General features: G+C 63.7%; 28 protein-coding genes. 20 read left to right on the top strand and 8 right to left on the bottom strand.

Annotation, left to right across the window (positions count from 1 at the left end; all coding sequences use genetic code 11):
- Positions 1–4: 4 nt before the first annotated feature.
- Complete coding sequence (locus ACVWVY_RS34580; RefSeq protein WP_456630581.1) at positions 5–559, bottom strand: thiamine pyrophosphate-binding protein; 555 nt, start codon at positions 557–559, stop codon at positions 5–7.
- Positions 560–890: 331 nt separating this feature from the next.
- Between ACVWVY_RS34580 and ACVWVY_RS34575 the strand changes: the two genes are divergently transcribed.
- The 5 genes from ACVWVY_RS34575 (at position 891) to ACVWVY_RS34555 (ending at position 5,530) form a co-directional block, all read left to right on the top strand.
- Entirely contained in the window at positions 891–1,940 is a 1,050-nt protein-coding gene (locus ACVWVY_RS34575; protein WP_456630580.1) for a hydroxyacid dehydrogenase, read from the top strand.
- Positions 1,941–1,970: 30 nt separating this feature from the next.
- Complete coding sequence (locus ACVWVY_RS34570; RefSeq protein WP_456630579.1) at positions 1,971–2,849, top strand: alpha/beta fold hydrolase; 879 nt, start codon at positions 1,971–1,973, stop codon at positions 2,847–2,849.
- Between the two features lie 8 nt (positions 2,850–2,857).
- Entirely contained in the window at positions 2,858–3,694 is an 837-nt protein-coding gene (locus ACVWVY_RS34565; protein WP_456630578.1) for an SDR family NAD(P)-dependent oxidoreductase, read from the top strand.
- A gap of 464 nt (positions 3,695–4,158) precedes the next feature.
- Positions 4,159–5,184 (top strand): histone deacetylase family protein, encoded by a 1,026-nt coding sequence (locus ACVWVY_RS34560; protein WP_456630577.1) that lies wholly within the window; start codon positions 4,159–4,161, stop codon positions 5,182–5,184.
- A 112-nt stretch (positions 5,185–5,296) separates the two neighbouring features.
- Entirely contained in the window at positions 5,297–5,530 is a 234-nt protein-coding gene (locus ACVWVY_RS34555) for a hypothetical protein (RefSeq protein ID WP_456630576.1), read from the top strand.
- 16 nt (positions 5,531–5,546) lie between these two features.
- Here the strand turns inward: ACVWVY_RS34555 and ACVWVY_RS34550 are convergent, their stop codons facing one another.
- Complete coding sequence (locus ACVWVY_RS34550; protein ID WP_456630575.1) at positions 5,547–6,398, bottom strand: Mrp/NBP35 family ATP-binding protein; 852 nt, start codon at positions 6,396–6,398, stop codon at positions 5,547–5,549.
- 7 nt (positions 6,399–6,405) lie between these two features.
- Positions 6,406–8,442: a 4Fe-4S binding protein gene (locus tag ACVWVY_RS34545; RefSeq protein ID WP_456630574.1), complete on the bottom strand. Its 2,037-nt coding sequence runs from the start codon at positions 8,440–8,442 to the stop codon at positions 6,406–6,408.
- 167 nt (positions 8,443–8,609) lie between these two features.
- Between ACVWVY_RS34545 and ACVWVY_RS34540 the strand changes: the two genes are divergently transcribed.
- The 13 genes from ACVWVY_RS34540 to ACVWVY_RS34480 all read left to right on the top strand — a co-directional run bounded on the left by ACVWVY_RS34540 (position 8,610) and on the right by ACVWVY_RS34480 (position 20,000).
- Positions 8,610–9,365 carry a biotin/lipoate--protein ligase family protein gene (locus ACVWVY_RS34540; RefSeq protein WP_456630573.1) on the top strand — a complete coding sequence of 252 codons (756 nt, stop codon included), beginning with the start codon at positions 8,610–8,612 and terminating at the stop codon, positions 9,363–9,365.
- Between the two features lie 7 nt (positions 9,366–9,372).
- The gene (locus ACVWVY_RS34535; RefSeq protein WP_456630572.1) at positions 9,373–9,948 is read left to right on the top strand and encodes a DUF6505 family protein; all 576 of its coding nucleotides are present in this window, start codon (positions 9,373–9,375) and stop codon (positions 9,946–9,948) included.
- The gene (locus ACVWVY_RS34530; protein ID WP_456630571.1) at positions 9,945–10,967 is read left to right on the top strand and encodes a DUF6352 family protein; all 1,023 of its coding nucleotides are present in this window, start codon (positions 9,945–9,947) and stop codon (positions 10,965–10,967) included. The genes ACVWVY_RS34535 and ACVWVY_RS34530 overlap by 4 nt, the downstream gene beginning before the upstream one ends.
- Before the next feature lie 27 nt (positions 10,968–10,994).
- Positions 10,995–11,507, top strand: coding sequence for a DUF3305 domain-containing protein (locus tag ACVWVY_RS34525; RefSeq protein WP_456630570.1), 513 nt, complete (start codon positions 10,995–10,997; stop codon positions 11,505–11,507).
- Positions 11,504–12,205 carry a DUF3306 domain-containing protein gene (locus ACVWVY_RS34520; RefSeq protein ID WP_456630569.1) on the top strand — a complete coding sequence of 234 codons (702 nt, stop codon included), beginning with the start codon at positions 11,504–11,506 and terminating at the stop codon, positions 12,203–12,205. The genes ACVWVY_RS34525 and ACVWVY_RS34520 overlap by 4 nt, the downstream gene beginning before the upstream one ends.
- A 139-nt stretch (positions 12,206–12,344) precedes the next feature.
- The gene (locus ACVWVY_RS34515; protein WP_456630568.1) at positions 12,345–13,133 is read left to right on the top strand and encodes a molecular chaperone TorD family protein; all 789 of its coding nucleotides are present in this window, start codon (positions 12,345–12,347) and stop codon (positions 13,131–13,133) included.
- 32 nt (positions 13,134–13,165) lie between these two features.
- Entirely contained in the window at positions 13,166–13,381 is a 216-nt protein-coding gene (locus tag ACVWVY_RS34510) for a hypothetical protein (protein ID WP_456630567.1), read from the top strand.
- A gap of 13 nt (positions 13,382–13,394) precedes the next feature.
- Entirely contained in the window at positions 13,395–16,361 is a 2,967-nt protein-coding gene (locus ACVWVY_RS34505; protein ID WP_456630566.1) for a formate dehydrogenase subunit alpha, read from the top strand.
- Positions 16,362–16,375: 14 nt separating this feature from the next.
- Positions 16,376–16,972: a formate dehydrogenase FDH3 subunit beta gene (gene fdh3B / locus ACVWVY_RS34500; protein ID WP_028348819.1), complete on the top strand. Its 597-nt coding sequence runs from the start codon at positions 16,376–16,378 to the stop codon at positions 16,970–16,972.
- A gap of 69 nt (positions 16,973–17,041) precedes the next feature.
- Positions 17,042–18,067, top strand: a complete 1,026-nt coding sequence (locus ACVWVY_RS34495; protein ID WP_456630565.1) for a formate dehydrogenase subunit gamma — start codon at positions 17,042–17,044, stop codon at positions 18,065–18,067.
- A gap of 36 nt (positions 18,068–18,103) precedes the next feature.
- The gene (locus ACVWVY_RS34490) at positions 18,104–18,259 is read left to right on the top strand and encodes a hypothetical protein (protein ID WP_214486768.1); all 156 of its coding nucleotides are present in this window, start codon (positions 18,104–18,106) and stop codon (positions 18,257–18,259) included.
- 14 nt (positions 18,260–18,273) lie between these two features.
- A complete protein-coding gene (locus ACVWVY_RS34485; RefSeq protein WP_456630564.1) occupies positions 18,274–18,654 on the top strand; it encodes a gamma-butyrobetaine hydroxylase-like domain-containing protein in 381 nt (126 codons plus the stop codon).
- Positions 18,655–18,665: 11 nt separating this feature from the next.
- Positions 18,666–20,000, top strand: coding sequence for a c-type cytochrome (locus ACVWVY_RS34480; RefSeq protein ID WP_456630563.1), 1,335 nt, complete (start codon positions 18,666–18,668; stop codon positions 19,998–20,000).
- A gap of 32 nt (positions 20,001–20,032) precedes the next feature.
- Here the strand turns inward: ACVWVY_RS34480 and ACVWVY_RS34475 are convergent, their stop codons facing one another.
- The 3 genes from ACVWVY_RS34475 to ACVWVY_RS34465 all read right to left on the bottom strand — a co-directional run bounded on the left by ACVWVY_RS34475 (position 20,033) and on the right by ACVWVY_RS34465 (position 21,012).
- Positions 20,033–20,245, bottom strand: a complete 213-nt coding sequence (locus ACVWVY_RS34475) for a hypothetical protein (RefSeq protein ID WP_456630562.1) — start codon at positions 20,243–20,245, stop codon at positions 20,033–20,035.
- A gap of 251 nt (positions 20,246–20,496) precedes the next feature.
- Positions 20,497–20,724, bottom strand: coding sequence for a hypothetical protein (locus ACVWVY_RS34470; protein ID WP_456630561.1), 228 nt, complete (start codon positions 20,722–20,724; stop codon positions 20,497–20,499).
- A gap of 93 nt (positions 20,725–20,817) precedes the next feature.
- The gene (locus ACVWVY_RS34465) at positions 20,818–21,012 is read right to left on the bottom strand and encodes a hypothetical protein (protein WP_456630560.1); all 195 of its coding nucleotides are present in this window, start codon (positions 21,010–21,012) and stop codon (positions 20,818–20,820) included.
- A gap of 142 nt (positions 21,013–21,154) precedes the next feature.
- Between ACVWVY_RS34465 and ACVWVY_RS34460 the strand changes: the two genes are divergently transcribed.
- Together ACVWVY_RS34460 and ACVWVY_RS34455 are read left to right on the top strand one after the other, a co-directional pair.
- Entirely contained in the window at positions 21,155–21,313 is a 159-nt protein-coding gene (locus ACVWVY_RS34460; RefSeq protein ID WP_456630559.1) for a hypothetical protein, read from the top strand.
- Positions 21,314–21,457: 144 nt separating this feature from the next.
- Positions 21,458–21,694: a hypothetical protein gene (locus tag ACVWVY_RS34455; protein ID WP_456630558.1), complete on the top strand. Its 237-nt coding sequence runs from the start codon at positions 21,458–21,460 to the stop codon at positions 21,692–21,694.
- A 113-nt stretch (positions 21,695–21,807) separates the two neighbouring features.
- Here the strand turns inward: ACVWVY_RS34455 and ACVWVY_RS34450 are convergent, their stop codons facing one another.
- Both ACVWVY_RS34450 and ACVWVY_RS34445 read right to left on the bottom strand, forming a co-directional pair.
- A complete protein-coding gene (locus ACVWVY_RS34450) occupies positions 21,808–22,239 on the bottom strand; it encodes a CBS domain-containing protein (protein ID WP_456630557.1) in 432 nt (143 codons plus the stop codon).
- A 153-nt stretch (positions 22,240–22,392) separates the two neighbouring features.
- Entirely contained in the window at positions 22,393–22,716 is a 324-nt protein-coding gene (locus ACVWVY_RS34445; protein ID WP_456630556.1) for a hypothetical protein, read from the bottom strand.
- Between the last annotated feature and the right edge of the window lie 72 nt (positions 22,717–22,788).

Raw genomic sequence — 22,788 nt, 5'->3', positions numbered from 1 at the left:
TCGCTCACTTGTCGAAGACCTTGCCGCCGGTCAACAGCGGCGAGAGGATCAGCGCCACCGGCGCCTGCGTGGTGATGGCCTGCTTGATGGAGCGGTCGACGATGAACTCGAACTCGTCGAGACGTGTCGCGGTGTGGTGCTCCATGGCGAGCGAATCCAGCACCGGGCGCATCGTGCGGCACACCAGCGACTGGCCGTAATTGAATTCGCCGAGCGTGCCGCGTTCGGACACGAACATGATCAGCGGAATCTGGTAGGGGATGGCCAGCGACGCCAGCACGTTCGCCAGCGTGGCAAACCCGGACGTCTGCATCAGCACCGCGCCACGCAGGCCGCCCATCCAGGCGCCGGAGACGATGCCGACCGCTTCCTCCTCGCGCGCGGTGGGGAAGGTCGTGAAGAAGGGGTCGGCGTGCAGATTCCTGATCAGCGTCGTCAGGACGCGGTCGGGCACGTAGGGGACCAGGCAGATATCGTTGCGCTTGAGCGTTTGCAGCACGATGCCGTGCCAGCTCTTCTCAGAGGCTTCGGGCGAGGTTTTTTCCTCCGCAACCGCCATTTTTGGTCTCCTCTCCCCGCGACGGTATTTCGCTCGCGCGCATTCTTGGAGCGGCGAAACTTGACGCCATCGGCGGGATTGTCAACATGTTCCAACCGTATCCTGCTCTGCGCGTCGTGCCGCTACAGCCGGGATGCGACGATGTGAGATAAATAAGAAAAGATATCGGGAGGGGCTATGGCTGAATGTATCCGGACTGCTGCCAACACCGCGGCGCTGATCGCTGCGGCCGCATTTTCGCTGAAATTTGTCACCTGATCGTGGTCCCGAGCGGCCGTCCCGCAAGCCAGTCAAACCCTACGCTCCGCCGAACTGAAAGTTGCCAAGGAAAATGACCGTCAACAACAAGCGCGTGTTTTACGTCAAATACCTCGCCCACGAGATCTACATCGATATCCTTAAAAGCCGCGCCGACGTCCGGCTCGACCGGCTGGAGAATGACAGTCCCGATGCGGTCGCAGCGCCGATATTGTCGGCGGCGCATGCCTATCAGGTCGGTGCGGCGCGCGACGAGATCGCAAAACATTTCCATGTCGATCAGGATTTGCTGAAGCGGGCGCCCAACCTCCTGATCGTGTCCTCGAACGGCGCGGGCTTCGATCCCGTTGATGTCGATGCCTGCACGGCGGCGGGCGTGCTCGTGGTCAATCAATCCGGCGGCAACGCCAATTCGGTTGCCGAGCATGCGTTGGGGATGATGCTGACGCTGTCCAAGCGCATTCTCGAGGCCGACCGCGCGCTGCGGCGCGAGGCCAACGTCAATCGGAATTCGCTGATCGGCAACGAGGTTCAGGGCAAGACCGTCGGCATCGTCGGGATCGGCAATGTCGGCCGCCGTATCGCCGAGCTGTGCAATGGCCTGCTGCACATGAAGGTGATTGCCTACGATCCCTATCTGACCGCGGAAGAAATCGCCGCCCGCGGCGGCGAAAAGGTTGAGCTTCACGAACTGATGCGCCGTTCGGATTTCGTCTCGATCTCATGTCCCCTGTCCAAGGACAATCGCCGCATGATCGGCGCCCGCGAGTTCGCGCTGATGCAGCCGCACGCATTTTTCATCACCACCGCGCGCGGCTTCATTCACGACGAGGTGGCGCTGTACGAGGCGTTACGCGACAAGCGCATTGCCGGCGCCGGGCTCGACGTCTGGGACAAGGAGCCACCGCCGCCGGAGCATCCGCTGCTGCAGTTCGACAATGTGCTGGCGAGCCCCCACACCGCGGGCGTGACCAAGGAAGCGCGGGTGAATATGGGCAGGATCGCCGCCGAACAGATTCTCGGTGCGCTCGACGGCAAGCGCCCGCCGCGCATCGTCAATCCCGAAGTATGGCCAGCTTACGTGAAGCGCTTCGAGCGCGCGTTCGGATTTGCCCCAAAATAGACCATCACCGCCACGAAAGACGATCCCGCGATGGCCGAACCGGCAGACCGCTTTTATGAGTCCCAGGGGCTGCGGTTGCACTATGTCGACTGGGGCAACGAGACCGCGCCGCCTTTGATCCTGGTCCATGGCGGGCTCGACCATTGCCGGAACTGGGATGCGATCGCAGGGGAACTGCAGCCGCATTTCCATGTCGTGGCCCCGGATCTGCGCGGGCACGGCGATTCCGAATGGGCAAAGGGAAGCAGCTACAGTCTGGTCGATCATGTCTACGACCTCAACCGCTTGATCCGCTTCACGGAGCTGCGGGATCCCGCCATCGTCGGTCATTCACTGGGCGGAATGATCTCGCTCGCCTATGCCGGAACCTACCCGGCGCAGGTGTCGCGCCTTGCCGTGCTGGACGGAGCCTTTCTGTCAGGCTCCCGACGCACACCGATTCACGAGCAGATGTCGCGATGGATCGACCAACTCGATCGCATCGCCGAGCGCGAACCCAGCGCGTTCCGGACGATCGAGGAGGCGGCGATGCGGTTGTCGGCGCGCAACAAGCGGCTGACACCGGCGCTGGCGCTGCATCTGGCCCGGCACGGCGTTCGGCAGGGCGCCGACGGCCTCTATCGCTGGAAGTTCGATCATTATCAGCGGACGAGGGCGCCATATCGGCTGTCATCGGACGAGTATGCCGCCTTGTGGTCGCGCATCACCTGTCCCACCCTGTTGATGTGGGGCGACGAAAGCTTTCTTCCCGATCCCGAGGCCGCCGGCCTGCTGGCGCATTTCAAGCAAGCTGAACTGCAGAAGATCGCGGGCGCAGGCCACTGGCTTCATCATGACCGGCTCGACGTGGTCCTCGCGTCGCTGCGACGGTTTTTTGCAACACCACAGGCTGCGCAAAGCGCGATCTGAGAGGCAAAATGTCAGACAAGCTACGCCATGTCCGTCAGCTAAGTCCGGAATCCGCAGGCGAGGCGCCGGGGCGCGGGCGGCTTCAGGGCCGCAAGATTCTGATCGTCGGTGGCGGACAGCGGACGTTCGACGCCGCCACCGATCCGGTCGGTAACGGCCGGGCGATGTCGTTGCTGTTTGCGCGGGAAGGGGCCCATGTCGCGGTCGCCGACGTGAACCGCGCCAGCGCCGACGACACCGTCCAACGCATTATGGCCGAGGGAGGCCAGGCGTTTTCGATCGAGGCCAACATCGCGCGCGAAGAAGATGTGAACCGGATGATCGACGAGGCGATCAATGGTCTCGGCGGGCTAGACGGTATGATTCTCAATGTCGGCATCGGGGTCGGCGCGCTCGGCCTCGACGGGGTGGACCTCAAGGAGTGGAACGACACGTTCGCGGTCAACCTGACCGGCCCGATGCTCTGCTGCCGCAAGGCGCTCAAGCACATCGCCGACGGGTCCTCGATCGTATTCATCTCGTCGATCGCAGCCCTTCGTTCCGGCTCGCAACTGATCGCCTATGATGCGTCGAAAGCGGCGCTTGGCGGGTTGATGCGCAATGTCGCGAAGGAAGGCGCCAGGCGCGGCATTCGCGCCAACATCATCTATCCGGGCCTGGTCGATACGCCGCTCGGCCGGCACACCAGCGCCGGCCGGCCTTCGCGAAACGCGTCGGGCGTGCCGTTCGGGCGGATGGCGACCGGCTGGGAAATCGCCTATGCGGCACTGTTCTTCATTTCCGACGAGAGCGTTTACGTCAACGCGCAGGCGCTGGCGGTCGACAGCGGGATCACCGGGCTTTGAGGGCTGGAATCCGGAGAGAAAATCTCATTCGCCGCGGGGCCGATCGCGGCAATAAATCCACTGCCGATCTGCCTCCGGACGGAGCGTACATTGCTATTTTCCGAGGGATATCGACTACTTAGGTGCGTAAGACCATCTTCCCTGTGCGCCCTTGCCCCCGGCGCGTATGGAAGACGAAGAGATGCGACAGGTTCGTTCATTGCTGAGCAGCGCGTCCTCCCGGATCGGACGCCGGCTGTCCCTGATCGTGGCCATCGCCGCTGCCAGCCTGCCGTCTGCCGGCGCTTAAGCTATATCCCGAGTGGAAACCGGCTTCCCGTCAACGAGCTGAGCGCTCGTACGGGTGAGGTTTGCTGGCTGAATGCCCCGCGGTCTCGCGGGCAAATTCGCATGACATCGCGCGGAGCTGTAAGCTGCTGCCCGTGGGCCTGCCACTGTTCGTTTCCAGCCATCGGAGTACCCGCGTGAAGGCCGTCTACACCGAACTGCACCGCAGCCACGATCCGCAATTCTTCCTGGTGCGCGGCGTCATCCAGCGCACCACCGAGCAGCCGGAGCGCGCCGACCGTTTGCTGGCAGGACTGAAGGCCGGCAAGCACGATCTGGTTGCGCCGACGGTTTTCGGTCAGGGACCGAGGTCGCGCGTCCACAGTCCCGAATATCTTCGCTTCCTGGAGGAGGCGTGGGACGCCTGGAAGGCCCTTGGCGATTCAGGTCCCGAAATGATCGCCAACATGCATCCGGTGCGTCACGCCGCCACGTACCCGACCCATATCGTTGGCCGCCTCGGTTGGCATACGGCCGATACGGCGTGTCCGATCGGGCCAGGCACATGGGCTGCCGCGTGCGCAGCGACCGACGTTGCAACAACGGCTGCACAGTTCGTCATGGACGGCGAAGACGCAACCTATGCCCTTTGTCGCCCGCCCGGCCATCATGCCTATCGCGATCTCGCAAGCGGATTCTGCTTTCTCAACAACAGCGCAGTGGCGGCGGCTCACCTTAAGCTGAAGCATGAGCGCGTCGCGATTCTCGATGTCGACGTGCACCATGGCAATGGCACGCAGGGCATCTTCTACGAACGATCGGACGTTCTCACCGTATCAATCCATGCCGATCCCGTCTTCTTCTACCCGTACGTTTGGGGATATGCGCATGAGCGCGGCGCCGGCCCCGGCCTCGGCGCCAACCTGAACATTCCGCTGCCGAAGGGCACCGGGGATGACGACTATATAAAGGCGATCGCCGAGGCGGAAAGAACCATCCGCGCGTTTGCGCCCGGTGCGCTCGTGGTGGCGCTCGGTCTCGATGCCTCGGAGCACGATCCGCTCGCCGGCCTTGCGGTGACGACGGCCGGCTTCCGGCGAATTGGTGCTGCGATCGCCCGATTGGGCCTTCCGACCGTGTTCGTGCAGGAGGGAGGGTATCTGTCCGATATCCTCGGCGCCAATCTGACCGCGGCGCTCGGCGGTTTCGAAGAGGCGCGTTAGCCCGCACGTCGACTTCCGCCGCGCCTGCTTGCAGGTGTGGCACGATGTCCTGTTGTCCAGTGGCCAAGGGCAGATCTAGGCTCAGGGCGCGATGCACCGAAGAACGGTCCGAATGCTCTCAGCTTTGCGGGCTCTGGTGGCTCCATTCTGGAGCTATTCCCGAGAGCGGACGGCTGCGCAGCGCGATGCGACCAATAGATCGGCCTCGCCACTTCTGATTTATGTTGCCGCCACGCTTTGCGTGGTGCTGTCGATCCTCATGATCGATCTGCACCGCGACGAACTGCGAACGCTCGGTGTTGTCGGTGGAGCAGAGCGGATCAATCCGGTCTTCATGAGCCCGTGAATTACTCGCGCCGTGTCTACTCGATGACGATACGCGGCGGCGGCCGGTGCGCCGCACCGGTGACGATCGTGGTCCAGATTTCACGCGCCATGCCGACATAATGCCTGGCATGGACTCCGTCTGGCTCGATCGCGACGATCGGGCGGCCGTCGTCGGAGGTCTGGCGGATCTGCATATCGAGCGGGATTTCGCCGAGATAGGGGATGCCGCGGCGCATCGCTTCCGACCGCGCGCCGCCATGGCCGAAGATCGGCGTGACGTGGTTGCAGGTCGGGCAGCAGAAGCTCGACATGTTCTCGATCAGGCCCAGAATCGGAATGCTCACCTTCTGAAACATCGCAATCCCGCGCCGCGCGTCGATCAGGGCGATGTCCTGCGGCGTCGAGACGATGATCGCGCCGGCCAGCGGTGCCTGTTGCGCCATGGTGAGCTGTGCGTCGCCGGTGCCGGGCGGCAGGTCGACGACGAGAATATCGAGATCGTCCCACGCCACCTCGCGCAGCATCTGCGTGATCGCCGAGATCACCATCGGTCCGCGCCAGATCATGGCGTTGTCTTCCTCGACCAGAAAGCCGATCGACATCACCTTGACGCCAAAGCGCTCCATCGGCTCCAGCATGCGCGGGCCGATCTGCCGCGGCTTGCCGCGCAATCCGAACAGCTTTTGTTGCGACGGGCCGTAAATGTCGGCGTCGAGAATGCCGGTCTTCAGTCCGAGCGCGGCGAAGCCGAGCGCGAGGTTGCAGGAGGTGGTGGATTTGCCGACGCCGCCCTTGCCGGAGGCAACCGCGATGACGTGCTTGACGCCGGGAATGCCGGCGGCTTTTGACGTCGCGCGGGCCTTGAGATCGGGAGGGATGGCGGACACGGGTTGCTCACGATCCAAGCGGATCGTCCTTCTTCACGTCGCGCGCACGCAAATAATCTTCCGTCGTCATGACCGGCGGGCGCTGCGGTGCCGCATGCGGATCAAAACTCTCGTTCACGACGGCTTCGACGCGGCAGTCCGCGCACATCTTGATGACGTCGAGACGTTTGGCATTGGCGCCCTGGAACATCCAGTGCCTCTCGCCGAGTTTTGCCAGCACGCGGTCGATCGAGCTTTTGGTGCCGAAGGGCTTGCCGCAGGCGATGCAGTTGAACGGCTCTTCCTCCTTCAGGACACGTTGCGGGCTGTTCCAGGCCTGGAAATCGAGACGCGGCTCGATGGTGATAACTTTTTCGGGGCAGGTGGATTCACAGAGCCCGCATTGCACGCAGAGGCTTTCGGTGAAACGCAGCATCGCGCGATCAGGGTTATCGGAGAGCGCGCCGGTCGGGCAGGCGGTGACGCAGGCATGGCACAGCGTGCAGCCGTCGACGTTCAGATTCACCGTGCCGAAGGGAGCACCCTGCGTCAGCGGCACGACATCGACCGGCGCAGGCGCGGCGAGGTGAAGCTCGCGAAACGCCGTCTCGAGCACGCCACGTTTCGCGCCGCGCGGCACGAAGCCGGCGGGCTTTTGCGTGGCAACACCACGAGGTGCGGCATCCAGCATGGCGCGCAACTGGTCCGGATCGTCGGTCTCGATGATCTGAACGATGCCGGTGCCAAAACCTAGCGCGCTGACGACGCGATCGGCGGTTTCGACTGCGCGGCGAAGTGCGGTGATGTCGTGGCGGGGTTTTGCACGCGTCAGCAGCGCGACGCCGCTGCCGCCATAGGCGAAGACGGATGCGAGGAGTTCCGGACCGAGCTGGGTCACTTCGTTGACCCGCAGCGGCAGCACATTGGCCGGCAGGCCCTCGCCGAACCGCGCCAGGGCATCGATGAGATCTTCGCCGTGCTCGCCGTCGTGAAACAATACCACGGCATCGCTTCCACCCGCCTTGCGGTAGGTCTGCAGCAGCGTTCGCAGCCGGCGCATCAGGGCGTCCGCGTTCGGCAGCGCATAGGATGCCGCGCCGGTCGGGCAGACTGAAGCGCAGGAGCCGCAGCCGGCGCAGACATTGGCGTCGATCGCGACCGCGTTGCCATCAGGCGTGATCGCGCCGGTCGGGCACAGGTCGAGACAGCGCGTGCATCCGGTAATCGAAGAGCGCGAATGCGCGCACAGCGACGGCTCGAAATTGACGAAGCGCGGCTTGTCGAAGGTGCCGACCAGCGCGCCGGCATCCGCGATCGCGCGCTCGACGGCCGCCTTGTCGCGCGGATCGGCGCGCAAATAACCGGGGCGCAGTTCATGCGCGGGAAACAGCGGCGCGCCGCCGGAGAGATCGAGGATCAGATCGCAGGTGGAAGTCGCGCCGTTGCGCGAAGGTCCGAACACGAGTTTTGCGCGCGAGGAGGGGGAGGGCAACGCGTAATCGTCGATCGCAAGCTCGAACTGCCCGAGATGCCCACGCGCATTGCGGATCGTACCCTTCAGCACGGGAAATTCGTTGGCGCGGCGCGGCGGCACGTCGCCGGGCCTGGTCAACAGCACGGTGATGTCCAACCGATCGGCGAGACGTTGCGCCGCCTCGATGGCAATCTCGTCGCGGCCATAGATCAGCGCAACGCCGCTGCTTTCGAGTGTCACCAGCGAGAGTGGCGGCATCTCTTCGCCAGCTGCGGCAATCAGCGCTGCGGCTTTTGGTCCCGCGGCGGCAGCATCCTTCGACCAGCCGCCGGTCTCGCGGATGTTGACGAAGGTGAGCTGGGCTTGCGGAGTGCCCTCCGCGACTTCCCGAAACAGCGCCTCTTCCTGGGTGCATGCAACCGTGATCGGCGCGCCTTCAGCGAGCGCTTTCTTGAACTGGTCAAGGTCGAGGCCGCAAAGCTGGTTCGCCTGCGTGCGCCTGGCCGTGCAGCCACGACCGATCGCTTCCGCGTCGAGCGGCATGGTTTTCTCGCAACTGCAAATCAGGAGGCGAGACGTCGCCGCGCTCATTTGAAATACCTTCGACCCGATGCATTAAGCGGGCGGTTGCTTTATCCCGCAGTTCTGCGGTAACCGCTCGGGCGGACATCTGCAAGACACAAAGGCCGCTCGCGCCGCCACCTTGCGCGAGATAGCATACACCCGCGGGCTTTGAAGCAATGAGGGAATAGTTCTTCGTGATCGCTCGTCCAGGGGATACGGAACAGACGCTCGATCTGCCCCCCGGTTATACTTTGGTCGCGTTGCGCGAGCTCGGCGACGCCTTCAGTCACGCCTGCGAGATCGCGGCGGAGGCGGGGGCCGGGACACTGGTGTGGGTGCGCCGTTACGATCTGGTCGAGTTCGCGGTGGTGCTTGAACCGGACGAGCCGCTCCGTTCGGCGCGCCGGGCATTCTTTGCCGGCATGAATGCGCTGGCGGACGCGATTGCCGCCCATTGTCCGCCGGAGCGGGAGGTGAGTTTCGACTGGCCCGACGCGATCCGGTTCGACGCGGGATTGCTCGGCGGCGGGCGGCTCGGCTGGCCGGCCGAATGCACCGAAGACGACATACCTGAATGGCTCGTTTTCGGCGTGATCCTGCGCGCCGCCGACATGGCGCATGTCCCGGAAGTGCAGGCGGCCTCGGGCGTGTCGTTGCTGAGCGAAGGTTTCGAGATGGTCGATACCGACGCGATCATCGAGAGCTTCGCCCGCCACCTCATGACCGCGTTCGACCGCTGGAAGGAGCGCGGCTTCGAGGCGATCGCGCGGGACTATCTGGAGCGGCTTCCCAAGCGCAAGGCCGGCGACATCAGAGGCATCGACGTCAACGGCGATCTTCTGGTGAGCCAGCCCACCGGCGGCGGAGCGCCGGAACGGAGCAGTCTGGTGGATGCGCTTGGACGCACTGCTTGGTATGATCCGCAGGCGCGCGGTCCGAAATTCGGATGAGGCGGACATGTTGAAATTTCCGCGAACCATCAGGTTGGACCCGTCCGATACCTTTGTTTTCGAGCGGGCAGCCGAACCCGGGGAATGGGCGGTTTCCGGCGCGTTCGTGTTCTGGAACCGGGATCCGGCCGCGCTCGGCCAGAAGCAGCGCGTGGCGTTGCGTTCGGGCTTTCTCGGAATCGACAGTTTGGGATGGTCGACGCTTGCCATCGTCACCGAAGCCACGGAAGCGGAGCGGGAGACGATGATCGAGCGGCTCGCTCGCCAATTGGTGGAGAAATTCGGGGCGCCCGATGCCGAGGCTGCGCGCGTTGCCGCCGAGGAGGAGGTCGCGTTCGCAAGCTCGCTGTGCGAACATCCGCCGCAGACGCTGCTCGCCGTTCAGCGCAGCGTTGAAAATGGCGAAATCCGCGAACGCTTTCGTACCCTCAAGCCGCGCGCAGGTGCCGCAGATGCCGATCGGTTGCACGCCCATGCCAGCGCCTTTACCTTTCATGAAGTCGAAGGCGATGCTGAACCCGAAGAAGAGGTCGATCTTCTCGGGCTGATCAGGACCGATGCCAGGACGACGGATCGCACATGAGAGAATTCTGGGTCGCCTCGGGCCATCACCTCACGCGCCGCGCCGATCACGGCGGGCTGGTCGCGACGCCTGAACTCATCATGGCCTATCTGGCGCGGCCCGAATTGATGCCGCCGGCGGATGCTTGCGAAGCGGAGCGCGATCTGCATGCGGGCCTGATGGCCGATCCGTTGCGCGCGGTCTCAGCTAACGACATCGCCCGGCTTGCCGATGCCGACGCGCGCGAGAATTGGTCCTTCATGATGAATTTCCGCGACCGGCTGATGGCGGCGCCGTCGCTGGAGGCGGTCTATGTCGCACTGGCCCGAAAAGGAGCCGGCGACCTGCCGCCGATCTTTCTGTCGCAACTGTGTCACCTGATCCTGCGTAACGCGCTCGAAGGCTGCGACGACCCTTATATATTGCGTGCGGCGGAGCTGTTCTATCGCAGCCAGCTGGCGGCCGTTCACGACGGCACGCTGCTATTGGCCGATGCGGAGGTGATCGAGGCAGAGCAGCATGCCCAGCACGACCTGCATTCATCGCCGCTCACGGCCATGCTGCAACAGCCAAAGTCCTTTGGCGAGATGGACGTGATGGACGACGAAAACGCCTGGACCTACTGGTCGCGTTCGGACGCCCATGCGATGGCCATGAATCTCGGCGGCAACGCCAAGGCGCGCGCCGGCCTGTGCCGGGTCATCGAGCGGTGGATTGGCCATCTGCTCGGCGTTACCGTCAGTGTCGAAACCATCGCCTCGATCGAAGATCGCGACTGGCGCTGGTTCGTTGGTCTCGACAGCGACGCGACGCGGATCGGCAATGCGCTGTGGCGCGGCGAGCGGTTGGAGGGCGACGTTGCCGGGCGTATCGTGGCCTTGATGCGCCTGACTTTCGAAGATGGGCGGCTGGTGGATGAGCGGGTCGGCGACAGGCCGGTCTATCTCATCCTCGCCATGGGTGCGGACAAGGTGGTGAGATTGAAGCCGCAAAATCTGGTCGCGGGGTTGCCGTTGGCGGCGGCCGCGATTGTCACATGACCCACCGGAGAGAGGACGGGATTGGCCATGACTGAAGCATCCCGCGAGGTTGGCGTGGTGGTGCGTCGCCGTTCGATCGACAATCCCTGGATCGACCAGTTGTGGTCGCCGGCAATGATCCTGGACGAGGTGCCGTCAACGGCGCCGTGGACCAAGCTGTCCACTGAGGCCGATACGACGACCTATTACGCGGGCTCGGCCAGCATCGAACTCTTCAGTGCGGAAACCGCAAATTATCGCGATAACCTTGCCGATGGCGCACCGCGCATCTGGGTCGCGTTGCGGCGCCAGGACGGTGGCGCCGAACTCGAACTGACAAAGGTAACCGCCGACCCGACCGAAGGGGAGGCGATGTTCGAAAGCGGCTGCGACGTGATCGGCACTGTGCCGATGCCGCCCGAGATCGCGGCGTGGATTGCGGCGTTCGTCGATCGATTCCATGTCGAGCGCGTGTTCCACAAGCGCAAGCGGGATCGCGCGGCGGGCGATCGGCCGCGCGTGCCGGGCGACCGGCCGGATGAAGGAACGGGACGCCGATGAGTGGTCCGGACGAAGCCGAAGGCGATAAGGGCTTTCTGGCGCGATGGTCGCAGCGCAAGCAGGAAGCAAAACAGCCGGAGCCGAAGCAGGACGCGCCGGCCGCCGAAAGCGCGGAATCGTCCGGATCGCCCGCACCGCAAGGCGAAGACGTCACGCCGGAGTTCGATCTCTCGACCCTGCCAACGCTCGAGGAACTGACTGCGAGCACCGACATCTCAGCGTTTCTTCGCAAGGGCGTTCCCGAACATTTGCGAAATGCGGCCTTGCGAAAATCCTGGGCGCTGGATCCCGCGATCCGTAACTATGTCAATCCCGCGCTCGAATACGCGTACGACTGGAATACGCCGGGCGGCGTTCCCGGCGGCGGCGAACTCGGCGCCGGCGTCGATGTGGCGCGGCTGGTGTCGCAGATCATGGGCGAACCCGCGGCCGTAACGACAAGTTCCGGTGCAAGTTCCAGAGATGACGCCGCAGGCTCTCCGGCAGAGCTGACGGAACGGGAACTGTTCGCAAAACCGCAGGAAGATCTCCCGGTGCAGTCCCTTAGACAGTCCGGGGAACCGGCTGAGACGGAAGCCGTTTCAAAGGCTGACGGCGATGCCAGCGAACCCCCGCTGGCCGAAGAAACCCAGCCGGTGCAACCTGTTGCATCGCAACAGCCAGTGCGACGTCATGGCACCGCAAAACCGATTGTTTAGACAAAAGTTTTTGCGGACATAGCCAATGGCTATGTTAGAGATTCCCGGCTTGGAATAATTCTAGTTCCAAGTTGTACGCCCAAATGAGGGACAACGTGTGGGCGTGGGTGCGAGTGGGCGGGGAGAAATCGGTAGCACCATGCGTGATGCCGGACTGGAACTAGCAATCAAAGCAGCGGGAGGCGTTGCATCGCTGGCGCGAGGGATCGGCATTGCGCAGCCCTCGGTCTCGGCGTGGTCGCGCATTCCCGCCGAACGGGTTCTCGCCGTCGAGGCGCTGACGCAGGTGAATCGTTTTGTCCTGCGTCCCGATCTGTACGGATCATCCGGGGATCAGGTGACATCGAAGCCCGAAATAGACGAGATAGATCAACTGCGCGCCGCAGAATACGGCCTGTTGTCGCTGCTGCTTGGCAAGGCGCCCGATGCCGAGACGCTCAAGCGGGTTGCAACGCTGAAGGGCGATAGCTCCGAACTCGGCATGGCGCATGTCGAACTCGCCTCCGCAGCCGCCGCGACGGACGACCGCGCCGTGAGCAAGGAATTCTTCGATCTCTTCATCGGCCTCGGCCGCGGCGAACTGCTGCCCTATGCCTCCTACTATCTGACCGGCTTTCTTCATGAGCGTCCGCTGGCGCGGGTGCGTGAGGATTTGCGGGCGCTCGGGATCGAGCGCGCGGGCGCCTCTCGCGAGCCGGAAGATCACGCAGCGATCCTGCTCGAGGTCATGGCTGGCCTTGCACGCGGCGACTTCGAGGCTGAGTTCGCCGACCAGGCGCGTTTTTTCGAACGGCATCTCAAGCCGTGGGCGGCGCGGATGTTCGCCGATCTGGAAATGTCACCATCGGCGCGCTTCTACCGCGCCGTCGGCCGCACCGGCCGTGTCTTCATGGAACTGGAATCCGAGGCTTTCACGCTGTCCGAGTGACGGCGAAAGGCAACGCGAAACGGGAGATCGCAATGAGCAAGCCATCTGACAGCAAGGGCAAGTCACGGGTCACGGGGGTGGATCGGCGCAGCCTGTTTCTGATGGGCGGTTCGGCGGTCGCAGCGGCAGCCGTTGCGCCGCTCACTGGCGGTGAGGCTGTGGCGGACGAGTCGCAGGCCGAGCGCGTCAAGGCGCGCTACAAGGAAACCGATCACGTCAAGAACTACTATCGCGTCAACCGCTATTGATGGGACAACGCACATGTTGATGAAGCGAAGAGACGGATCCGCGGGCAAGGCGCGTTTGCAGGGTATCGCCGCCGGCCTCGCGTCTGGAGTTCTCGACCGCCGTACCTTCCTGCGGCGGTCCGGTCTGGCGGCCGGGGCGGGCGCCGCGATCGGCCTGATGCCGCTCGGCTCGGTACGCAAGGCGCAGGCCGGTCCTGAGAAGGTCGGCGCCCCGACCGATATCAAAAAGAACATCTGTACGCATTGCTCGGTCGGCTGCACGGTGATTGCCGAAGTGCAGAACGGCGTCTGGGTCGGCCAGGAACCGGCCTGGGACTCACCGATCAATCGCGGGTCGCATTGCGCCAAGGGCGCTTCGGTGCGCGAACTCGTCCATGGCGACCGCCGGCTGAAATATCCGATGAAGCTGGTCAACGGCGAGTGGCAGAAGGTCTCGTGGGACCAGGCGATCAACGAAATCGGCGACAAGATGATGGAAATTCGCGCCAAGTCGGGCGCCGATTCCGTCTATCTGCTCGGCTCGGCAAAGTTCTCCAACGAGGGCGGCTATCTGTTCCGCAAATTCGCGGCGTTCTGGGGCACCAACTCGATCGATCACCAGGCCCGCATCTGCCATTCGACCACCGTCGCCGGCGTCGCCAATACCTGGGGCTACGGCGCGATGACGAACTCCTATAATGACATGCGCAACTCGAAGACCATCGTCTTCATGGGGTCGAACGCCGCCGAGGCGCACCCGGTTTCGCTGCAGCACATCCTCACCGGCAAGGAGATCAACCGCGCCAACGTGTTCGTGCTCGACCCGCGTTTCACCCGCACGGCGGCCCACGCCACCGAATATGTCCGGTTCCGCAGCGGCACGGACATCGCGGTCATCTGGGGCATGTTGCACCACATCTTCAACAATGGCTGGGAAGACAAGGAATTCATCAAGCAGCGCGTCTACGGCATGGACCAGATCCGCGCTGAAGTTGCGAAGTGGACGCCGGAAGAAGTCGAGCGTGTCACCGGAATTCCCGGCGAGCAGTTGAAGAAGGTCGCCGAGACCTTTGCCAAGCAGAAGCCATCGGCTTTTGTCTGGTGCATGGGCGGCACCCAGCACACGGTCGGCACCGCCAACGTCCGCGCCTATTGCAACCTGCTGCTGGCGACCGGCAATGTCGGCACCTTCGGCGGCGGCGCCAACATCTTCCGCGGCCACTGCAACGTGCAGGGCGCGACCGATATCGGTCTCGATATCGTGACGCTGCCGCTCTATTACGGCCTGGTCGAAGGCGCCTGGAAGCACTGGGCGCGCGTCTGGGAGGTCGAATACGATTATCTGCAGTCGCGCTTCGACGAAGTGCCGGCGAAGGCGGGCCGTCCGGCCCGCAACCGCAAGCAGAACATGGAATTGCCGGGCATTCCGTGGACCCGCTGGTTCGATGCGACGCTGGCCAACCCCGATGACGTCGACCAGCGCGATGCCGTAAAGGGCGTGGTCATCATGGGGCACGGCGGCAATACCGTGCCGCGCATGACGGAGATGGTGAAGGGCCTCGAAAAGCTCGAACTGCTCGTGGTCGCCGATCCGCATCCCACCACATTCGCCGCGATCTCGCAGCGCAAGAACGGCACCTATCTGCTGCCGGCCTGCACCCAGTTCGAGACCTCGGGCTCACGAACGGCCTCCAACCGCTCGCTGCAGTGGGGCGAGCAGGTCGTCAAGCCGATCTTCGAATCGAAGGACGATTACGAGATCATCTACCTGCTTTCCAAGAAGCTCGGCTTCGCCGATCCGATGTTCAAGAACATCAAGGTAGAAAACAACCATCCGTCTGCCGAAGACCTGCTGCGGGAAATCAACCGCGGTGGCTTCTCGACCGGCTATTCCGGCCAGTCGCCGGAGCGGCTGAAGGCGCACATGAAGAACCAGGGCAAGTTCGACCTGGTGACCCTGCGCGCCAAGGCGGATGAGCCCGAAATCGGCGGCGACTATTACGGCCTGCCGTGGCCGTGCTGGGGTACGCCGCAAATCAAGCATCCGGGAACCCACACGCTCTACAACACCAACCTTCACGCCAAGGATGGCGGCGGCACCTTCCGCGCCCGCTTCGGCGTGGTCTATGAAGAGAAGCAGCCGGACGGCTCGGTGAAGAACGTCAACCTGCTGTCCGAAGGCTCCTACAGCAAGGGATCGGAGCTGACCGACGGTTACCCTGAGTTCACCTACGGCGTGCTCAAGAAGCTCGGTTGGGACAAGGATCTCACCCCGGACGAACTCGCGACCATCAACAAGATCGGCGGCAACAACCCTGATGGCGTCGGCTGGGCGGTCGACCTGTCGGGCGGCATCATCCGCGTCACGCTCGAACACGGCGTGATGGCGTATGGCAACGGCAAGGCTCGCGCGGTGGCGTGGAATCTGCCCGATCCCGTGCCGGTTCATCGCGAGCCGATCTACACGGCGCGGCCCGATCTGGTCGCGAAATACCCGACGCGTCCGGACGGGCGGCAGTTCCGCATGGCCAATCTCGGCTTCTCCGTTCAGAAGGCAGCGGTGGACAAGGGGCTTGCCAGGCAATTCCCGATCATCCTGACCTCGGGACGTCTCGTGGAATACGAAGGCGGCGGCGAAGAAACCCGGTCGAACAAATGGCTCGCCGAATTGCAGCAGGACATGTTCGTCGAGGTCAACACGTCGGATGCCGCCGAGCGCGGCATCAAGGACGGCGGTTGGGTTTGGGTGTTCGGTCCGGAAAACGGCTCGAAGGCCCGGGTCAAGGCGCTGGTCACCGACCGTGTCGGCAAGGGGGTGGCATTCATGCCATTCCACTTCTCCGGCTGGTTCCAGGGCGTCGACCAACGCGGCAACTATCCGAAGGGGTCGGATCCGATCGTGCTCGGCGAAAGCGTCAACACGATCACGTCCTACGGCTACGACCCGGTCACCGGCATGCACGAGGGCAAGGTGACCCTGTGCCAGATCCAATCGGCGTGAGAGGAGAATAGATCATGGCTCGCGTCAAATTTCTGTGTGACGCCGACCGTTGCATCGAGTGCAACGCCTGCGTGACGGCCTGCAAGAACGAACATGAAGTGCCGTGGGGCATCAATCGCCGCCGCGTCGTCACCATCAATGACGGCAAGCCCGGCGAACGCTCGGTCTCGATGGCCTGCATGCATTGCACCGATGCGCCGTGCGCCGCGGTCTGCCCGGTATCGTGTTTCTACACCACCGCCGACGGCGTGGTGCTGCACTCCAAGGATCTGTGCATCGGCTGCGGCTACTGCTTCTACGCCTGTCCGTTCGGCGCGCCGCAATATCCGAAGGTCGGCAACTTCGGATCGCGCGGCAAGATGGACAAGTGCACCTATTGCGCGGGCGGGCCGGAAGCCGACTCGACGCCGGCCGAATACGCCAAATACGGCGCCAACCGTCTGGCCGAGGGCAAGCTGCCGATTTGCGCCGAGATGTGCTCGACCAAGTCGCTGCTCGCCGGCGACGGCGCGATCATCGCCGAAATCTACAAGGAGCGGGTGATGAAGCGCGGTTACGGCTCGGGCATGTGGGGCTGGAAGACCGCCTACAGCGATTCACCGACCGGCTGATGCAACGGCCGCCGTGCTCCGGCGCGGCGGCGCATGCGTAATTCCGATAACCGAAAGGGCGTTGTGCAAATGCCAGGCTCACTTTCAATTCTCAAGCTCGCGATGTTCAGGCCCTTGCTTGCCGCGCTCGCGCTGCTGTTCGTGTTCGCGCAGCCTGCGGCGGCGCAGCTTTCCTTCAAGCCCACCGCCGAAGCCGTTCAGGAAGACAAGTTGCTGAACGCGCTGAAGGAGGGCGACAAGATCTCCGGGCGCGTATCGATCCCCGACGGAAATGCGGCCAATCTGATCCAGCCTGCGGGGCGCGACTGGCGCGACTTCCACCGTAGCAAGCTGCCGTGGATCGGCGGCATTGCCATTCTCGGAATGCTGGCCGTGCTGGCCATCTTCCTGATGGTGCGAGGCCGGATTCGCGTACAGCGGGGGTTCTCGGGGCGGACCATCCTGCGTTTTTCCAGCTTCGAGCGCTTCGTCCACTGGCTGACGGCAAGCTGCTTCATCGTTCTGGCGCTCTCAGGATTGAATGTCAGCTTCGGCCGGATCCTGATCCTGCCGCTGTTCGGGCCGGACGCCTTTGCGGCGATGTCGGCCTGGGCCAAGCTTGCGCACAACTACCTGGCATTCCCGTTCATGCTGGGTGTCGCGATCATGTTCCTGATCTGGATCAAGAATAACATTCCCGGCAAACTCGATATTGAGTGGATCAAGCAGGGTGGCGGTCTTCTGCCCAATGGCAAGCATCCGCCGGCCAAGCGCTTTAATGCCGGCCAGAAGGGAATCTTCTGGATCGTGGTGATCGGTGGCGCGCTGATGTCGGTGTCCGGCTGGTTTCTGCTGTTCCCGTATCTGCCCGGCAACGTCACGGCGCTGCAGCTCTGGACCGTGATCCATGCCGTGATCGCGATGCTCTTCATCGCCGTCATGCTGGCGCACATCTATATCGGCTCGATCGGCATGGAAGGTGCTTTCGACGCAATGGGCACGGGCGAGGTTGATCTCAACTGGGCGCAGGAGCATCACGCGCTCTGGGTCCAGGAGGAGCAGGCCAAGGCCGGCACAGCCGCCGACCGTCCGGCCCGCGCGGTGCCGGCTGAATAAATCCTGTTCGGCTCAAGTCAAAGGTGAGGAAGTGACATGAAATCCTTCGTTGCGGCTTTGGCATTCGCAGTCGTCGCTGCCGTCGGCGTCGCGATGGTGCTCAACACCATCCAGGAGCCAAGCTCGGTCGCGTTTACGACCACGGGCGCCAGGGTCGGCGATCCCGGCCATAATCTGATCGGCCCGAGCTGACGCCGGCGGTGGGCGTGCCTGACGTCACGCTGGCGTGGCCGGTCGAAATCCGCCTTCCGAAGGATCGCCGCACGCTGCGTGTTGCCTTTGACGACGGCCGCAGCTTCGATCTCCCCGCCGAATTGCTCCGGGTGACCAGCCCGTCCGCCGAAGTGCAGGGGCATTCCGAAGCCGAGCGCAAGACGGTCGGCGGCAAACGTAATGTGACCATTCTTTCCGTCGATCCTGTCGGCAATTATGCCGTCAGGATAGGATTCGACGACATGCACTCGACCGGCATCTACTCCTGGGCGTTCCTGCACGATCTCGGCGTGAATGCCGGGCGGCGTTTTCAGGACTACCTCGACGACCTCCAGGCGAAAGGCCTTGACCGCGACAGACCGGGCGTGCGCTGAGGCCGATGCGGATGCAGCAAAGGATTGCCGCGAACGCTTCGCTCGCCAAGGCAGGCCAGTCTGCGCTTCTGAGCTTTGCGGCCCTGTTGATCGCTCTGCCGATCGGTACGACGGCCGCCTTCGCGCAATTGCGCGGCCATGGCGGGCCGGTGCGGGCGCTGGCGATATCGGCCGATGGGCAAAGCGCGATCTCCGGCAGCTTCGATTCGACCGCGATCCGCTGGTCGCTGACGCGCAATGCGGCCGAGCAGGTGCTTCGGTTCCATTCGGACGCGGTCAACGCGGTCGCGATGCTCGGGGAGGGGCGCGTGGCGACCGCCGGCGCCGATGGCCGTATCGCCCTTTGGACCTTCGGCAAGGCCGAGCCCGACGCGGTGTTCGAAGGCCACACGGCGCCGATCGTCGCGCTGGCGGTGTCGCCCGATGGCGCAACGCTCGCATCAGCCTCGTGGGATCACACGGTGCGACTCTGGCCGCTCGCTGGCGGGGCGCCGCGTGTGCTCGACGAGCATACGCAGAACGTCAACGGCGTGGCGTTCACCGCCGATGGCCGCGCCCTGGTCAGCGTCAGCTACGACCTCAGCGTTCGCATCTGGCCGCTGTCGGGAGCGCAAACGCCAACCGTCGTCCCGATGCCGACCCCGCTCAACGCCGTGGCCGCCAGCGCCGACGGTGAAATCGCCGTCGGCGGTGCCGACGGCAAGGTCTATTTTCTGAGCGCAGGCGGTTCGCGGACCGGCGAGGCTGCGGCGGGACCAAGGCCGGTGATTTCGATTGCGATTTCGCCTGACGGTGCGCTGGTTGCCGCCGCGGGCATCGGCGGTACGGTCGCGGTGATCGACCGCAAGGCGCGCACGCTCACGCACACGCTGGTAGGTCCGGGCCTGCCGGTCTGGTCGGTGGCATTCCTGCCCGACAGCCGCACGCTGCTCACGGGCGGCGCTGACAACATCATCCGGCGCTGGAACGCGGCGACGGGCGAGCCGGTCGATCCGATTCTGCTGGAGACAGCGGGAGATCCGCTCGCCGCCTATGCCGGCGATCGCGGAGCCGAAATCTTTCGCGCCTGCGTCGCCTGCCATACGCTTGGCGCCGAGCAGGCCAACCGCGCAGGCCCGACGCTCGCCGGCATCTTCGGCCGGCGCATCGCCACCGCACCGGGCTACAATTTTTCCGAAGCGCTCAAGCGGCTCGATATCGTCTGGACGCCGGAGACGGTTTCCAAGCTGTTCGAGATTGGGCCGCAGGCCTATACGCCCGGCACCAAAATGCCGGAGCAACGCATCGGCTCGGAGCAGGACCGCGCCGCGCTGGTGCAATTCCTCGAGCGCGCGACCAAGCGATAGGGTCGTTCGACGCGGCGGCGATCCCGGTTTCTTTAATGCTTCACGGGAGTCGAAAAGACCAGCGACATATCCTCGTACTCCTCGATCGGAAGCCTGGTTACGCCTGCGGCGGCCGGAGATTTTTTCGACAACGCCGCGCCGGTGGTCACGGTAGAATGCTCATGGGAAATTGAGTACGAACGCATTGTGGTTGCGACAGCGAGCAGGGCGACTGCCACGAATCCGGAAATCAACAAACGCTTCATGGAAACTCCGTTGGCTCGATATGCAGTGTGATTTGCACCACCGCATTACAGCCAACGGTCACGCGCGGATGTGACCTGAGTCACCTATCACGATCTTGTTTTTGACATGGGCGCCGATTCCATCGGCGCCCTCAAATTCCGAGCCGCGATCGTTAAGGCGCCGATGCTCGTGCGAGTTGCGCGCGCGACCGTCTCCGGTCGGGTCATTGCGGCGCTGATCTCGATGGCGGATCGCGGCGCGTGCGGGCGTATCACGGCGCGCTTTGCGTATCCTTGGCGCCAAGCGCGGTCCCGTTGCCGGCCTCGCGACCGGGAACGCTGACGTGGACCTCGTGGCCCTGGCGAATCGCCAGCGACGCGGCGGTGACGGCCGCTTCGAACGCCGCTTCTTTGGTATCGTAGTCGTTCTGCGCGGTCCCGTCGTGGAGCACCGTCCAGCCGTCCGGCTTGGAGACGATCATGTATTCGGCCAATCCCATCGGAGCCTCCTTGCTGTCCTGGAGGGCAACGTTGCAACCCGTTTCAGGGTTCCGGTGGCCTGCGCTCGCCGACATGGGGCCCGAAGGGGCAGATCAGGTCTTTGGAGGACGCCCGCGTCTGGCGAACAGCAATCCCTGCGTATCAGCTGCGTTCTGGAGAATACCTGCCCGTTTCAGCGCTTCGCTTCGCGCAGGGCCACGGGGCATGGCTCGCGCTTGTTCCAGCGCCACCAGCGCCTCGATTTGCAAATCCTGCTGGGGCCGATCCTCGGCCTTTTTCTTGTCCATCCGAAAAAACTAGGAGCGGGATCATCGTCTGTCTGTTCGATAGCGGACATTGGAACCGCGATTGCTGTGGATGCGAGATTGGTGGTCTGCCCTGCCGGGAACCAAATCGCGCGCTCGCTGCTTCCAATCCCGGAGGTGTCCCATGAGCAAAGAGAAGCCCACCGACGATCCGCGTCAGCAGACGGACTGGGGATCGCACAAGCAGACCGACAAGCCCTGGAAGGGGAATCCGGAAAAGGAGCAGCGGCCGGGATCGCCAAAACCCGATCTGGAAAAGTGGCATGAGACCAACACGCATTAGCCGCCCGCATTGTGTGACGGATGGAAGCATTGCGAATGCTGGAAGAGACTGAAGGCGGCTATGGCCTTTGCGGAGCCTGCCAGCTGGCTGGATCAGGAACAGAGGTTGCCGCCCAACGTTTTCCCAAAATGGTTGGACGTAGACATGACTGAACAATTGCCTCTGCTGATCGATAGTTCGATTGAAATCGCCTGGGACTATCTCAACCGTACCGGTGAGTTGGGCGATCCGATGGTGGCCAGCCGTTTTCTCAGCGACACGATAGAGTTGATGGTGCGTCGCGGTGAGCGGCGGCGCTTGATGCTGGCCAACAAGGCAATCGCGGCCTATCAGCAATTCAGGGGGCAGCGATCCGTCCCCCCTGTGCTCGCGTCGGCTTGATGGCGGTTCGATTGTTCACGCCCGGAATGCCGCCGCGGCATTCGCCTCACGCCTCATTCGTGCGTGATGCGTTGCCACTGTACCCGCTTGGTGCGGGCGCTCAGCACTCCCGACTAGAGTTGCGCGTGCTGCCCGCCGGGCCGTGAAATTCCACTCAATGCCGCGCCGGTGCCGTTGCCGCCCTGCGCCAGCGCGATGTCGCCCAGCGCAATAATGCCGACGAGACGCTTGTCGCGATTGAGCACCGGCAGGCGACGGACCTGGAGGTCCCCCATGATCGCGCTCACCTCGTCCAGCTCCTGATCTTCGTAGCAATACTTGACCTCGGCCGTCATCACGTCGCCAACCCGGCCTTCCGGACCTCGGCCCAGGCCGACACCGCGGATCGCGATATCGCGGTCGGAGATCATGCCGACCAGGCGCTCATTGTCGGTCACCGGGAGCAGCCCGACGCCGAGAGCCGCCATGGCCTGCGCGGCGTCCTTTAACGTGTCATCGGGGGTGCAAAGCTGAACCTCAGCGGTCATCGCATCGGAAACTTTCATGTGAGGCTCTCCGTTTGGCGGTTGGTTTATCGGCTAACCGGCTTCGCCGATCGCCGTACCTGGGGGCAAATATCCCGACTCCGGCGGAGAGACTTCAGACTGAGCCGAAGTCTCTCCTGGGAAGTCACTCTTGGATTGTCCTACTGGATTGTCCTACCAGCGCTCGCCGGCGATGCCGACGCCTACGTCCACGCCGGGGGCCCGGATACCGACGCCGGCTCGCGGCTCATCGTAATCACGGTAGCGTCGCTGCTCGATATATCGCTCGCGCGGCGCATAGGCGTATGAGTCGCGCACGACCACACGGCTGCTGCCGCGGGTGCGATAGCAGCGCCCGTTGTCGTCACAGACCATGCGAACCTGCTGTATCAGGTCGGAGTTCGTGTATTCGCTGCTGGTGTAGACATCGGAAGCATTTGCGCTGCCGGCCAAGAGCGCGCCCGCGCCGGCCAGCAGGCCGATTGCGATCTTTCTCATAAAGGTCTCCTCATTCGAATGCTGCCCTCGGGGCTAAAAGCATCGCGCTGGCTTTGGTTCCGATGCGAGGCG

Source organism: Bradyrhizobium sp. URHC0002 (assembly GCF_054059515.1).
This window is presented reverse-complemented; position numbering and strand designations above follow the sequence as displayed.

Excerpts from the sequence above, each read along its gene's own strand:
- ACVWVY_RS34580 (WP_456630581.1), bottom strand. The coding sequence starts at position 559 with ATGGCGGTTGCGGAGGAAAAAACCTCGCCCGAAGCCTCTGAGAAGAGC.
- ACVWVY_RS34575 (WP_456630580.1), top strand. The coding sequence starts at position 891 with ATGACCGTCAACAACAAGCGCGTGTTTTACGTCAAATACCTCGCCCAC.
- ACVWVY_RS34570 (WP_456630579.1), top strand. The coding sequence starts at position 1,971 with ATGGCCGAACCGGCAGACCGCTTTTATGAGTCCCAGGGGCTGCGGTTG.
- ACVWVY_RS34565 (WP_456630578.1), top strand. The coding sequence starts at position 2,858 with ATGTCAGACAAGCTACGCCATGTCCGTCAGCTAAGTCCGGAATCCGCA.
- ACVWVY_RS34555 (WP_456630576.1), top strand. The coding sequence starts at position 5,297 with ATGCTCTCAGCTTTGCGGGCTCTGGTGGCTCCATTCTGGAGCTATTCC.
- ACVWVY_RS34545 (WP_456630574.1), bottom strand. The coding sequence starts at position 8,442 with ATGAGCGCGGCGACGTCTCGCCTCCTGATTTGCAGTTGCGAGAAAACC.
- ACVWVY_RS34535 (WP_456630572.1), top strand. The coding sequence starts at position 9,373 with ATGTTGAAATTTCCGCGAACCATCAGGTTGGACCCGTCCGATACCTTT.
- ACVWVY_RS34530 (WP_456630571.1), top strand. The coding sequence starts at position 9,945 with ATGAGAGAATTCTGGGTCGCCTCGGGCCATCACCTCACGCGCCGCGCC.
- ACVWVY_RS34525 (WP_456630570.1), top strand. The coding sequence starts at position 10,995 with ATGACTGAAGCATCCCGCGAGGTTGGCGTGGTGGTGCGTCGCCGTTCG.
- ACVWVY_RS34520 (WP_456630569.1), top strand. The coding sequence starts at position 11,504 with ATGAGTGGTCCGGACGAAGCCGAAGGCGATAAGGGCTTTCTGGCGCGA.
- ACVWVY_RS34515 (WP_456630568.1), top strand. The coding sequence starts at position 12,345 with ATGCGTGATGCCGGACTGGAACTAGCAATCAAAGCAGCGGGAGGCGTT.
- ACVWVY_RS34510 (WP_456630567.1), top strand. The coding sequence starts at position 13,166 with ATGAGCAAGCCATCTGACAGCAAGGGCAAGTCACGGGTCACGGGGGTG.
- ACVWVY_RS34505 (WP_456630566.1), top strand. The coding sequence starts at position 13,395 with ATGTTGATGAAGCGAAGAGACGGATCCGCGGGCAAGGCGCGTTTGCAG.
- fdh3B (WP_028348819.1), top strand. The coding sequence starts at position 16,376 with ATGGCTCGCGTCAAATTTCTGTGTGACGCCGACCGTTGCATCGAGTGC.
- ACVWVY_RS34495 (WP_456630565.1), top strand. The coding sequence starts at position 17,042 with ATGCCAGGCTCACTTTCAATTCTCAAGCTCGCGATGTTCAGGCCCTTG.
- ACVWVY_RS34490 (WP_214486768.1), top strand. The coding sequence starts at position 18,104 with ATGAAATCCTTCGTTGCGGCTTTGGCATTCGCAGTCGTCGCTGCCGTC.
- ACVWVY_RS34480 (WP_456630563.1), top strand. The coding sequence starts at position 18,666 with ATGCAGCAAAGGATTGCCGCGAACGCTTCGCTCGCCAAGGCAGGCCAG.
- ACVWVY_RS34475 (WP_456630562.1), bottom strand. The coding sequence starts at position 20,245 with ATGAAGCGTTTGTTGATTTCCGGATTCGTGGCAGTCGCCCTGCTCGCT.
- ACVWVY_RS34470 (WP_456630561.1), bottom strand. The coding sequence starts at position 20,724 with ATGGGATTGGCCGAATACATGATCGTCTCCAAGCCGGACGGCTGGACG.
- ACVWVY_RS34465 (WP_456630560.1), bottom strand. The coding sequence starts at position 21,012 with ATGGACAAGAAAAAGGCCGAGGATCGGCCCCAGCAGGATTTGCAAATC.
- ACVWVY_RS34460 (WP_456630559.1), top strand. The coding sequence starts at position 21,155 with ATGAGCAAAGAGAAGCCCACCGACGATCCGCGTCAGCAGACGGACTGG.
- ACVWVY_RS34455 (WP_456630558.1), top strand. The coding sequence starts at position 21,458 with ATGACTGAACAATTGCCTCTGCTGATCGATAGTTCGATTGAAATCGCC.
- ACVWVY_RS34450 (WP_456630557.1), bottom strand. The coding sequence starts at position 22,239 with ATGAAAGTTTCCGATGCGATGACCGCTGAGGTTCAGCTTTGCACCCCC.
- ACVWVY_RS34445 (WP_456630556.1), bottom strand. The coding sequence starts at position 22,716 with ATGAGAAAGATCGCAATCGGCCTGCTGGCCGGCGCGGGCGCGCTCTTG.